Raw genomic sequence first — 12,279 nt, forward strand, 5'->3', positions numbered from 1 at the left:
GAAGCCGTAGCTATGCTCTATGCCTGGGTCGACGACCAGAAGCGCGCGCCCTTCGCGAAGGGAGAGCGCACGACCTGCCGCGACTGCGGCGGCTTGCTCACCGCTGTCATGCCTGTCGAGAACACGCCCCATTGGCGGCACAAGGCGGGTGACTGCGATCCTTGGAGCGAGCCCGAGGGGCCTTGGCACCTCGGCTGGAAAGAACTTTTCGACATGGCGTGCCGTGAGATCGCTTTGCGCGATCCGGCGACCGGAGAATTGCATCGCGCCGATGTTCTGGTCGGTAGCGGCACCCCCAGGGCGACGGTGCTGGAGCTGCAGCACTCCTCAATCAGCGAGGACGAGCGCAACGCGCGGGAAGCTTTTTATCGCCGCGGGCATCGGATGTTCTGGCTGGTCCACATCCATAGCGAAAGCTCGTTCCTGGGAACCTATTTCGGCATGTCGCTCGATTTCAAATCGCGTGTCGTCAATCTCGACGGCAAGGAATTCGCGATCATGCGGTGGATGGGACCGAACAAGCAGTTCATTGAGAAATGGAAGCGCGCTGCTGCCCACGTCTTCTTCCATGCCGGTCCATACATCTTCTACCTCGCCGGTCCTGGCGTGGCCGCCCGCCTCGGCAGTCCATTGAAGCGTGGCGAGTTCGCCCTTTGCGCTCTGACACGCGATGAGTTTTTGCGGGCCGTCCGCTGGGAGGATGGTGCTGCTTGACGAACTACTCGTATCGAGCGGCGCGGCCCCCACGAAGTCGAACCAAGGTCGGTCGAAACCAGCGGTGTCAGTGCCAGTCAGACCGGAACTTCAAGCAGTGTCACGGCCGATGACCGACGACAGCAAACACCCATCATCGAGCGTTGCTGTAGACCGCTATTTCCTCGACGAAAGCGGCCATAGCGGCGATCTAGCCTCGGCGAAAGCGCCCGATTTCGCTGGGCAACCATTCTTCGCGCTGGCCTGTGTCGGCGCTGCGGATGCTGCGCTGTTGGCCGCGGAGCTGGATCGGCTGCGTGTGCATTACGCCTGCGGTGAAGGCGAGCTGAAATCGACCAAGTTGGGAAAGAAGCTGACGCCAATCGCGGGTGAGCTGATCACCTTCCTTGGCCGGCATCGATGGCCGCTCTTCGTGAAGCTGGTGGACAAGCGGTTCTTCGTCGCGATCCACATCGTTAACCACCTGCTTTGCGGCTCCTACGGACTCGATGATGTCGACATGGCGAGCCGCAATATGATCGCCGAGTTCCTCTCGGACGAGGATTCCGACGCGGTGCTGCTGGCCTATATTAACGCCTGCGAGACACTCTCGGTGACATCCGTGGCGGCCGTCATCGATCTGCTCTGGGACTGGCTGGATCGCTCCGACGCCGAGATCGCCCGAACCGCACAGATGCTGACGATGTTCGCGCGGGACCGCGTGCGGAAATCGTCGGCGAAGGCCGAGGAATTTCTGCCAATCGCTGATGAGTCAGCCACCGGGAAGAAGGTTTGGATGCTGCCCAACCTCCAGTGCCTCACGAACATCTACGCTCGTCTCAACCAGTCCCGCCCTGCGAGCCTCGACGGCGCCCAACTCGTTCACGACGGGCAGATGCAGTACGCAAAGGTACTCGAGGACTCCAAGACGCTCATGGAGCAACTCGCGGCTGAGGCGGCTCTGCCGATCGTTCCGTTCGCCGACTATCGTTTGCGAGGGCGTGGCGATCTCATCTTTGCGACAGGGAAGATCGAACCCTGCCTCCAGGCAGCCGACATCCTTGCGGGCTGCGCGATGCGTTTCGCGCGGGACGGCAAGGCGCGGAAGGGGCGCATCGAAAAGCCGCTCCGCGAGGTCTTCCACCGGATGATCGACGCCGGCAACCCGATGCAAGCGACTGGCATCAACCTGGTGATGAGCACCCGCCTGCTCGAAGCGCTGGGTGTTCCGCATATCCCGGCGGACTTCGCGGATCGGATGTTCTCCTAGTCCTAATGGCGCTCCGCACAGAGATCTCAGGCAGCCAGACGACGCTCCTCGTCCTCCGCTTCGTTCGCCGGCTCTCCCACCGCTTTGCTCAGGAAGAGATCGAGTGCAGCGCGCCGGGAATCGCGATCCAGCGCGTAGGCCGTCTGCTTGAATTCGATGCCCTCAAGCAGCCCGTTGATGTAGCCCGAGATCGTGTCGGCCGCCATGATGAGCGCAGTGTCGAGCGTGTGAATGTATTTGCTCGTCACCGAGCCCTTGGAATGGCCGACGAGCGCCGCGATCGTCACCTCGGTGAAACCGAGATCGTTGGCGATGCTGGCAAAGCTGTGACGCAGGACGTGCGGCGTGACGCCGGCGAGCGGGCTGTCGTTGAAAATCTGTTCCCAATGGTTCGGGAAGCTGCCGAACGCATTGTCCTCGCCCTGACCTGGGAAGACATAGGTGCCCGCTGCGGTCTTGCGCCGTTCCTCCAGATACTCGACGACGGGCAATCCGATTGGACGAATGGACTCACCTTCCTTGCTGTCCACCAGGCGCATGCAACTCGCGTCGGTGTCAGCCTCGATCCACATTAGCGAGATCATTTCCGAGCGGCGGCAGCCGGTGAGCGCGATCTGCCGGATGATGTCCACGGTCATGGCGTATTTTTCGTTCGCCGCGGCATCGCGAAGCATTTGCCCGAGGGTGCGATACTCCGCCTCGGTCAGCCGACGATTCCGAACATTGTCCTTGGGCTTCTTGATGCCGTGCGCCGGATTGACCTCGATGATCCCAGCATCGACAGCGTAGGTGAGGATTCCGCCCAATAGGCCGACGGTGCGCGTGGCCGTGCCCGCGCCACCACGAACAATGGCCTTTCCTCGCAGCTTCTTCGTCTTGACGGCGACGCGCGTCTTGCCGGCCATGATGTCCTTCAAGACTTTGTTGATGTCGGCCTTGGTGAGATCCTTGACGCGGCGTGCGCCGATCAGCGGGATGATGTGTCGCTCGATACGGCCAGTGTCGGTGACGATGGTGGTCGGCTTTTTCGATCTCCCGCCCTTACCCAGGATGAGGCCAGCGTTCAGGTCGGCGGTATAGAGAGCGCAAAGCTCCTTGACCGTGATGGCCTTGTGATCGAGCTGACGTTCCTCGGAAGGGTTGTCTCCGCGCGCGACGCGACCCAGTTGGACCTTCGCTTCTTGCCGGGCTGTCTCTGGCGTCCACACGCCATGCAGGCCGATGGTGTAGCGTCGCGTGCGTCCAGCAGCGCGATATTGAATGAGGTAGCTGCGTTTGCCGGAAGCGAACACGCGGAGGCCGAAGCCGGGCAGTTCGTCGTCCCAGATGAAATAGTCCTTCTCGCGGACATCGGCAGCATCCACGATCCGCTTGGTCAGCTTTGCCATGAGGCGTTCCCCTCGCTAGTGCGGGGTTGCTTCCGCGGAAGCACCACGGAAGCAACCGGATGGATATCGGAGCGAATTTCTGGATAGACAGTTCGGCGCGGAAATCCGAATTGTCTAGCGACTTCAGTAACATATCGCATTGTAGCGTGCCCTATCGTGCATTTAGGATAGGCAGGCTAAATTGCTCCGAAGGCAGAGGTCACAGGTTCGAATCCTGTCGGGTGCGCCAATGATTTCAATAAGTTAGATGGCACATGCCCTTTCTAGAAAGAGTTGGGTCGCACTAAACTGCATATTTCCAGAGCCGATCTTCATTCTCCACCAGTCGCGCTCTAACCTCCCCCGCTTTCAGACGGCAGCGGCCGCGCGCCTAGTTGGCCGGGCTTTTTCCTTTCCTCGGTAGCGCAGCCGTTTCGTAGCGGCGGCGCCTCGCGCAGCGGTGGCACGCCGTGGCCGGCGTTGAACAGGAAGAGCAGCAGTGAGGATCGGCGGATGAGCTGGAGGCCGATGACGGCCGAGACCATCGCCAGCGCGGGCAGCGTGAAGAAGGTGATCGGGAAGAGGTCCGAGCCGTAATTGCCGAAGAAGCGCCTGAAGACGATACCGGCGAAGTTGAAGAGGATGGCGTGGCTGCAGAACAGGAGGAAGGCACAGGGTTCGAGCCGGCTGAAGGCTGGCGCCAGCCCCGCGTGCCGGATCAGGCCGGTGAGCGCCCAGAAGCCGCCGGCCATGGTGATGCGCAGCGAGGTGTCGAGGGTCAGCCTGAGCACGGCGTCCATTTCGGCAAGCAGGATGCGTTCGACCCGGATGGTGATGAAGACAGCGACCATCACCACGAGCCCGGCGGTCAGCGCCAGCGCCAGCCGGTCGAGGAACTGAGCGCTCGTCCCGGCGATGCGCAGCCACATGCCGAGGCCGAAAAACAGCATCAGCTGCGGGCGCTGCAGCAGATAAAGATCCTCGCCGAACAGCGTGTAGACGACCAAAAGCGCGATGGTGGGCAGCGCGAAGCGCCGCAGCCCGAACAGCAGAAGCGGCGACAACAGGCTGCAGATGAAGAGGTCGCGCAGGAACCACAGCGGCACGTCCAGCGGCCATCCGGTGACGGCGAAAAAGGCGTTTGACCAGCCGAGCAACGTGTTGTCGGGCATGTCCTGCCATTTGCCCGATATCAGCCCATAGGCGGTCAGCAGCACCAGCATCGCCATGTTCCAGGCGACGAGCGGGACGATGAGCGTCTTGAATTTGGACTTCGCCAGCGACAGCGTGCCGGCCTTCATCAGGCTGGCGACGATGAAATAGCCCGAGACGATGCTGAGCAGCGAAACCGAGCTCAGCCCGACAAGGCGCGACAGGGTGAAATAGACGAGGTCGAAGAAGCCGGGGTCGCGATCATGCACATTCTCGGCGATGCCGGGCTGCACGTGAACGAACATCATGAAGAAGATGCACAGCACGCGCGCAATTCTGACACGGTCGGACACTAACGGCGGAATGGGTGGAACGGCCGGGGCGTGGGAAACAGCGGTTTTCAGGATTCGTCTCCTCGAATCTGGCCGCCCCGGCATGCGGAGCGGCTCGTGACGCGGTCTCTCAGGAGGCGGAGCACGGAGACGCGAAGTGGTGTCTAGGGCGACGGACGAGGTCCGGCGACAAACCTAGGGGATTCGATGCACCCGGCGGGTTCACAAAATGCTACCCGGCATAACAGGACGACGGCTGATGGCGCCGGGCATCCGGTCGCCGCATGCGTTCGGGTTCGTTTGAAACACGGTGCGCGATGAAGGCCGTCGCGCGGTTTCTCGGCCTGAAGGCCGGTTTTGCGCGGCCAAGGCTGCCGCGCCTGCGCCTCGACATGGCCGACACCGCCGTCTACGCGGTCGGCGATATCCATGGCTGCCTCGACGAATTGCTGGCGCTGGAAGATGTGATCGCGGCGGACGCCGCGACGCTGCCGGGCCGCAAGGTCGTCGTCATGCTGGGCGACTATGTCGATCGCGGGCCGGCATCGGCACAGGTCATCGATCACCTGGTCGCGCCGCCGCCGGCGGGGTTGGAGCGGATCTGCCTGGCCGGCAACCACGAACTCGCCATGCTGGATTATCTCGAAGGGCGGCGCGGGCGCTTCCCCTGGCTGCGTATCGGCGGCGAAAGCACGCTTCTGTCCTATGGCATCGACCATCGGCGGCTGGTCGAGATCTGCCGCGACGACCGCCAGGTCGACGACACCATCCGCAAGTCGATCCCGGCGACGCACCTGGCGTTCCTGCGCACGCTGCCGGTGCTGGTGGAAACGGCGCGTTATCTGTTCGTGCATGCCGGCCTGCGGCCGGGCGTGCCGCTGGACAAACAGACCGACGAGGATCTCGTCTCCATCCGCAAGGCCTTTTACGAGCGGGCCGACCTGATGACGCGCTATGTCGTGCACGGCCATACGCCGGTCGAGGAAGCCCGGCGCGACGGCATGCATGTCAATCTCGACACCGGCGCCTTCTTCAGCGGCCGGCTGACGGCGCTGCGCATCTGGCAGGACAAGGGCCGCTATTTCAGCAATCTGCCGCAGGACGCCTGAGAGCGGCGAGGCTCCCGGTCTTCCCGGCTCAGGCCGTCTCCATGCGTTTCGGGTCCGGTTCGGCAACCGTCTGCTCGACATAATAGGAGGCGTAGCGGTCGAGATAGTGCTCGGCGCCGCCGAACAGGCCGTAGTGGGCGAGCTTCTTCATATCGGTCCGGTTCAGCACCACGCCGAGTGTCTTGGCCGCGATCTGGCGGTCGGCCTGCAGGGCGGAACGCACCAAAACGCGCGGCGTCGCCCCCCATTCGGCAACCAGCACGAAACCGTCGGCCAGCGGCGCGAAGGCCTTGGCGTCGACGACAGGTCCAAGCGGCGGCAGGTCGACCACCACATAATCGAAGGATTTGCGCGCTTCCTCGATGAGGCTGGCCATGGCCGGGCCGGAAATCAGCTCGCTGGTGTGCGACATGCGCCGGCGCACCACCGCCGGGAGAATGACCAGCTTGGTCTTGCGGTCGACCAGGCAGGCGCTTTGCCAGCGCTGTTCGCCGACCAGCGCCTCGACCAGGCCCTTGTCGGGCGTCAGCGACAGGCCGCGGCTCAGCCCCGGATTGCGCAGATCGGCATCGATCAGCAAGGTACGCGAACCATTGGCGGCGAGCAGGCCGGCGAAATTGGCGGCAACCGTGGTCTTGCCCTCGCGCGGCAGCACGGAGACGAAGCCGATCACCTTGCCGGCGGTGCGGTGCAGCACCACGTCGGACGCCAGTTTGACGCTGCGCAGCGTCTCGGCGAAAGACGAGGCCGGCTGGTTGATGGCGACCCGCAGGATGCGCGGGGTGACGGTCTCGGCGCTGGCCGGCCGGGCCGTGTCATCCTCCGCCGGCTGGGCTCTCGGGCGCGCGTCGGCATATTGCCCGCCGATCGCCGGCAAATAGCCGAGGAAATTGAGATCGAGCACATCGCGCACGTCCTCGCCGGTGCGGAAAAAGCGTTCGCGGAATTCCTGCACGGCACCGGCCAGCGCGCCGGCGAACAGGCCGAGCACCACCGACAGGCCGAGCACCATCGCCTTGCGCGGGCTGGAGGCCGAGACAGGATTGCCGGCCTGCGAGATGACGCGCGCCTCGGCGATCGGGAAGGAACGCTGCTGCGAGGCTTCCTGGTAACGCGACAGGAAGGATTGGTAGAGGGTGTTCAGCGCCTGCGATTTCTGTTCGAGGTCGCGCAATTCGACCTGCGCTTCGCTCGTCTGCGAATTCTGTCCGGCGAGGTCGCCGACATTGCTGCGCAGCGAATCCTCGCGCGACTTGGCGACCTGATATTCGTTGCGGTAGCTCTCGGTCAGGCGCTGCAGCTCGGCGAAGATCTGGTTGGTCAGGTCGGCCTGTTCGCGGCGCAGCGCCACCGCCTGCGGATGGTCCTGGCCGAAGCGGCTGGAGATGTCCTGCTCGCGCTTGCTGATGTTGAGATAGCGCGACTTCATGTCGTTGATGACGCTGCTGTTGTTGCCGCCGGCGCCTTTCTCCTGCGGGATCGTGGCGTTCTTGACGGCGTTGTCGGACCCGCTGTCGACGATCGACTTGAACTGGTTGTAGCGGGCGAAGGCGTTGGCGGTGTCGGCCTGCGCCAGGATGAGCTGCTTGTTCAGGTCGGAGAGCTGCTGGTCCGACATCAGCTGGCCGCTGGCGGCGGTCAGCCCATGGGCGGTGCGGAACTGTTCCACCTCCAGCGCCGCCTTCTGGGAATTCTGGCGCAGCTCGTCGAGGCGGCCCTGCAGCCAGACCGTGGCGCGCTGGGTGGCATCGAAATTGGCGTCGAGATGGTCCGACAGATAGGCGTTGGCATAGGCGCGCGCGATCGAGCCGGCGAGCTTGGGGTCGCTGGCGGTAAACGACAGGTCGATAACGAGGCTGCGCCCGACGCGTTCGGCGTTGAGCCCGTCCTGCAACAGGCCGATGGCACGGCCGATCTTGGCGTTCTCGACGGAACCGGGCTCGTCCTCCGAGCCCGAGGAGAAGAAGCCGGCAAGGCTCTTTGCAGTCGACTTCAGCCAGCCGAGCGGCGAGCGCGGTGGGTTGAGGAAGGCTTCATTGGCTTGCAGCTTCTCCGCGACCACGACAGCACGGGCGAGGCGACTGGATTTCAGGATTTCCACCTCCGACAGCACCATGGAATCGGCCTGGGTACCGGCCTGCGTCGGCTGCTTGTCCTGCGCGAAACGGGTCAGGCTGTCGTCCAGCAAAATGCGTGTCGAGGCCGTGTATTGCGGCGGCGTCACCACCAGATAGGCGACGCCGAGTATCAGGCCGGCCAGCGCGAACAGTCCGGCCAGCCGTGCCTGACGGCGCGCCGCCGCCAGCAAGGCGTCGAGGTCGATGAAATCGGACCTAGCTTCCGGGGGCATGGGAACCCTGTTGTTCAACGGAAAACTTCCCTGGTTCATGTCTGTTCCGGTGTTCTGTCTCGATGAAGAAAAAGCCGGCCACGGCGCGTGGCCGTGGCGCGATGATTATGTGTCGGGCGGTTTCGGGTCAGGCCGCCCGGCGGCTGCGTGCCTGCAAGGCGATCATCTCCTCGATCGGCTCGAAGACCAGGTCGCGCATGTCCTCGCGGGCCAGCGCGAAGGCGACGTTGGCCTGGATGAAGCCGTCCTTCGAGCCGCAATCGAACATGCGGCCCTCGAATGGGGATGCGTAGAATTTCTGGCTGGCCGACAGCCGCACCATGGCGTCGGTAAGCTGGATCTCGTTGCCCTTGCCGCGTTCCTGCGTGGCCAGAATGTCGAACACTTCCGGCTGCAGCACGTAGCGGCCGTTGATGTAATGGTTGGAAGGGGCGACCTCGGGTGCCGGCTTCTCGACCATCTCCGTGATGACGAAGCCGTCGCCGACGTTGGCGCCCTTGCCGACGATGCCGTAGCTGCCGGTCTCCAGCGGGTCGCATTGCTCGACGGCGACGACATTGCCGCCGGTCTCGTTGTAGAGGTCGATGACGCCGGCAAGACAGCCGCGTTCGCCGAAGGAGACCATGTCGGGCAACAACAGGGCAAAAGGCTCGTCGCCGACGATGTCGCGCGCGCACCAGACGGCGTGGCCGAGGCCGTGCGGCGCCTGTTGGCGGGTGAACGAGACGGTTCCCGGCTGCGGCTGCATACGGGTCAGCGAGGCGAGCTGCTCGTTCTTGCCCGAACGGGCCAGCGTCTCCACCAGCTCCGGCTGGATGTCGAAATAGTCCTCGATCACATGCTTGTTGCGACCGGTGACGAAGACGATGTGCTCGATGCCAGCCTCCAGTGCCTCGTCGACGGCATATTGCACGACGGGGCGATCCACCACCGTCAACATTTCCTTCGGCATCGCCTTCGTGGCTGGCAGAAACCGTGTGCCGAGACCGGCAACCGGTATCACCGCTTTTCTCACCTTTTTCATCGCGTTATCCCTGTTTGAGATCGAGCCCCCGCCGATTTCAAAAAACTCCTTGTCAGCCCGGTCCGATTGCTGCCTTGCCGAGCGGCAAGGATGACACCAGCCGGCGCAGCCGGGCTTCGATCGGCATGCGCAGATGGCGCAGCGCCGCCGGATCGCGCAGCGCCGTACGGACGGCACGCATCGGCGCGCGATCCTTGAGATGGCCGACCAGTTGCAGAAAGGAAGCCGCCCGCCGCAGGCTGCGGGTGCGTCGCGCCTGTGCGTCGAGCGCCTCGGCATCGAGCGCATGGTTCTCAAGGAAAGCCGCGTCCGCCTTCAGCATCGCCTCGACATGGGCGGGCTCGAGCACGCGCGAGATCGACCCTTCGCGAATGTGATAGGCATAGCCGACGCTGGGTTCCACCGCGCAGCGGCCGCCACGGGCCAGCGCCGAGGCAAACAGGATGTAGTCTTCGCCGATGCGCAGCGCCTCGTCGTAGCGGATGCGGTGTCTTTCCAGGAAGGCACGTTCGAAGACGGGTTTCAAATAGCCGTACGAGAACGTTCCTTCGAACATGATGTTGGCGGCGATGAAATCGGCCAGCGTGATTTCGGGGCGGGCTTCGAGGATCTGCGGCGCGAACATCGGCTCGCGGGCCGCGCTGCCGTCGCGTACCACTTCGAGATTGTCGACGACGATCCGGGCGCCCCGCGCCTCGGCGCGGCCGATCATGCGGCGCAGGCGCTCGGGATGCACGCTGTCGTCGGAATCGAGCACGGCGACCCAGCGGCCGGTGGCGGCATCGAGGCCGGCATTGCGGGCACCGCCCGGGCCGCGATTGCAGTCAAGCGCGATCACCCGCACCTGTTCGGGCGGATAGGCGCGCGCCAGTTCCACTGTGCCGTCGCTGGAGCGGTCGTCCACGACGACGACTTCGGTCGAGACGCCGCGCTGTGCCAGCGCGCTGTCGATGGCGCGCGCGATCGAAGCTTCCGCATTGTAGGCGGCGATGACGAAGGAGACGTCAGGCTGCATGGGGCCGCCCTCCCGCCTGGCTGTCGCCATAAAGGCGGATTTCGCGGACGCCGAGCAGGCCGCTGATGGCACCGACATGCATCAGGCCACGTAGGGCCTCGCGGTTGCGGCGATGCGGCACGGCAAGCAAAGCGGCGGCGCTGGCGAAACAGTAGGCGGCTTTGGCGGCCGCCATGCCGACCTGCTTCAGCGCCCGGCCCCGATGTTGCGCCGCCAGCAGCCGGCCGTGGGTCTGGCCCGAGCGGAAACGCCGCTTGGCCAGCCATTGCAGCCGCGCCCGTTCTGGCATCACCGGCTCCAGCACAACCGCCTCGGCCGCGTAGGCGATGCGGCCGCCGGCCTCGTGCAGCTGCGAGAAATATTCGGTGTCCTCGCCGCCGGTCTTGCCCAGCGCCAGATTGAAGCGCCGGCCGGCAACATGGGCGGATGCGCGGCGCAGCAGCACATTGCCGCTGTAGCCGGTGCGGATCTGCCCATCGACCCAGACGGGGCGGGTGGAGTGGAAATCGCCGCGCCGCATCCAGCCGGGGGCGGCATCGGCATAGACGGCCTCGACCGGCCCCAGCACCGCATCGGCGCCGGTGGCCTCGGCGGTCGCGACCAGCGCTGTCAGCCAGGGCGGCGTCACGGTCGAATCGTCGTCGACGAAGGCGAGGAAATCGCCGCGCGCGGCATCGAGGCAGGTATTGCGCGCCAGCGAGATGTTGGCGGCGGGGCAGTGGATGTACTGGACTTCGAACGGCAGCGACGGCGCCAGCAACTGCACCAGCTGCCGCGCGCTGTCGGTGATGTCGTTGTCGGCGACGACGATGCGGGCAGCAACGCCGGCCGGCATGTCGAGCATCGCCAGCGAGCGCAGCGTCTCTTCGAGGTAGGGCCGGCGATAGGTGCACACGCACAGATCGACCAGGGTTTTCGCGGAGGCGGCAGTGGGGACGGACAGGCTCATGACGCGGCCGCCCTCCGTTTCCACGATCCGAAGAGCTGCAGCCAGAATCCCATCGACCAGCCGAGGTGCATGATCATCGCTGAGACGGCGGCGAGCGGTCCGTATGGATTGCGCTGGCCGACCGCCATCCAGATGCCGTAGCCGAGACATGCAGCGATCCACAGGCCGGCCGGAACCAGCGCCGACAGGCTGAGGAAGGCGAGCGACGTGCCCACCACCACCGGGAAGACCAGCAGCGGGATGGCTTGTCTCAGCCGCGGCCAGGTGCCGTGCTTGAGGATGTTGCGGGCCCGGCCGCGCCCGTAGCCAAGATATTGGCGAAACAGCGCGGTCGCCGTCGCGCGCGGATAATAGGTCATGAAGGTCTTGTCGGTCATCCAGATGCGATGGCCGGCAGCGCGAAGCCGGAAGTCGAGTTCGGCGTCCTCATTGTGGCTGAAGCTCTCGTCATAGCCGCCGACGGCGCGGAAGGCGTCGATGCGCATGAAGGCGTGATGGCCATGGTCGGTCCAATGGCCCGGCGCGCCTTCGCGATGCGGCGAACCGCCATTGCCGAGCTTGGAATTCTGCGCCGCCGCTGTCGCCTTCTGGAACAGGCCGAAACCTTTCGTCGCCATCGAGACGACGACGGAATCGGCGCCAGTGACCGAGGCCTCCTCGATCAGCCGTTCGCAATAGTCGGCCGGATAGCCGCCATGGGCGTCGATGCGAATGAAGCCGTCGACGTTGTCGCCGAAAACGGCCACGGCCAGGTTGACGGCCGCGCTTTGCAGGCGGCGCGGATTGTCGAGCAAAACGACGCACGGATTTCGGGCGGCGATATCGCGCACGATATCGCGCGTGCCGTCGGTGCTGCCGCCGTCGGCGACGACGATGCGAAGGCCAAGCCGCTCGGCCGGATCCGCGAGTTCGCCGAGCAGTGCGCCGATATGCTTGGCCTCGTTGAGGCAGGGGATCACCACCATGCAGCGTTCGACCGGCCGCGATGTCGTCTGCGGAAGCTCCACCGCGTCAACAG

11 protein-coding genes are annotated in these 12,279 nt (G+C 64.6%); 4 read left to right on the forward strand and 7 right to left on the reverse strand.

Translation table 11 applies throughout. The features are described from left to right. The first annotated feature begins 93 nt into the window (after nucleotides 1–93). The 3 genes from QFZ88_RS16325 to QFZ88_RS16330 are packed head-to-tail and all read left to right on the forward strand — an operon-like array spanning nucleotide 94 to nucleotide 1,963. The gene (locus QFZ88_RS16325) at nucleotides 94–714 is read left to right on the forward strand and encodes a competence protein CoiA (protein ID WP_244431158.1); all 621 of its coding nucleotides are present in this window, start codon (nucleotides 94–96) and stop codon (nucleotides 712–714) included. Continuing rightward, on the forward strand, nucleotides 711–827 hold the full coding sequence (locus QFZ88_RS29535) for an SEC-C metal-binding domain-containing protein (protein WP_161773054.1): 117 nt from the start codon (nucleotides 711–713) through the stop codon (nucleotides 825–827). Before QFZ88_RS16325 ends, QFZ88_RS29535 begins: the two co-directional genes overlap by 4 nt. Further along, complete coding sequence (locus tag QFZ88_RS16330) at nucleotides 824–1,963, forward strand: DUF3800 domain-containing protein (RefSeq protein ID WP_024922567.1); 1,140 nt, start codon at nucleotides 824–826, stop codon at nucleotides 1,961–1,963. Before QFZ88_RS29535 ends, QFZ88_RS16330 begins: the two co-directional genes overlap by 4 nt. Before the next feature lie 26 nt (nucleotides 1,964–1,989). Here the strand turns inward: QFZ88_RS16330 and QFZ88_RS16335 are convergent, their stop codons facing one another. Then, complete coding sequence (locus QFZ88_RS16335) at nucleotides 1,990–3,351, reverse strand: tyrosine-type recombinase/integrase (RefSeq protein WP_024922568.1); 1,362 nt, start codon at nucleotides 3,349–3,351, stop codon at nucleotides 1,990–1,992. Nucleotides 3,352–3,683: 332 nt separating this feature from the next. Beyond that, nucleotides 3,684–4,835 (reverse strand): acyltransferase family protein, encoded by a 1,152-nt coding sequence (locus tag QFZ88_RS16340; protein WP_024922569.1) that lies wholly within the window; start codon nucleotides 4,833–4,835, stop codon nucleotides 3,684–3,686. A 296-nt stretch (nucleotides 4,836–5,131) separates the two neighbouring features. Between QFZ88_RS16340 and QFZ88_RS16345 the strand changes: the two genes are divergently transcribed. Further along, a complete protein-coding gene (locus tag QFZ88_RS16345) occupies nucleotides 5,132–5,923 on the forward strand; it encodes a metallophosphoesterase family protein (RefSeq protein ID WP_024922570.1) in 792 nt (263 codons plus the stop codon). Nucleotides 5,924–5,951: 28 nt separating this feature from the next. On the opposite strand, the gene QFZ88_RS16350 is transcribed toward QFZ88_RS16345, so the two are convergent. The 5 genes from QFZ88_RS16350 to QFZ88_RS16370 all read right to left on the reverse strand — a co-directional run bounded on the left by QFZ88_RS16350 (nucleotide 5,952) and on the right by QFZ88_RS16370 (nucleotide 12,226). Beyond that, the gene (locus QFZ88_RS16350; RefSeq protein WP_024922571.1) at nucleotides 5,952–8,312 is read right to left on the reverse strand and encodes a polysaccharide biosynthesis tyrosine autokinase; all 2,361 of its coding nucleotides are present in this window, start codon (nucleotides 8,310–8,312) and stop codon (nucleotides 5,952–5,954) included. A gap of 88 nt (nucleotides 8,313–8,400) precedes the next feature. After that, complete coding sequence (locus QFZ88_RS16355) at nucleotides 8,401–9,297, reverse strand: UTP--glucose-1-phosphate uridylyltransferase (RefSeq protein WP_024922572.1); 897 nt, start codon at nucleotides 9,295–9,297, stop codon at nucleotides 8,401–8,403. Between the two features lie 52 nt (nucleotides 9,298–9,349). After that, a complete protein-coding gene (locus tag QFZ88_RS16360; protein WP_024922573.1) occupies nucleotides 9,350–10,312 on the reverse strand; it encodes a glycosyltransferase family 2 protein in 963 nt (320 codons plus the stop codon). Next, nucleotides 10,302–11,261: a glycosyltransferase gene (locus tag QFZ88_RS16365; protein ID WP_036253693.1), complete on the reverse strand. Its 960-nt coding sequence runs from the start codon at nucleotides 11,259–11,261 to the stop codon at nucleotides 10,302–10,304. The genes QFZ88_RS16360 and QFZ88_RS16365 overlap by 11 nt, the downstream gene beginning before the upstream one ends. Beyond that, entirely contained in the window at nucleotides 11,258–12,226 is a 969-nt protein-coding gene (locus tag QFZ88_RS16370; RefSeq protein WP_036253770.1) for a glycosyltransferase family 2 protein, read from the reverse strand. Before QFZ88_RS16370 ends, QFZ88_RS16365 begins: the two co-directional genes overlap by 4 nt. Between the last annotated feature and the right edge of the window lie 53 nt (nucleotides 12,227–12,279).

The organism is Mesorhizobium sp. YL-MeA3-2017 (assembly GCF_030814575.1).
In the GTDB taxonomy this organism is placed as follows: Bacteria; Pseudomonadota; Alphaproteobacteria; order Rhizobiales; family Rhizobiaceae; genus Mesorhizobium; species Mesorhizobium terrae.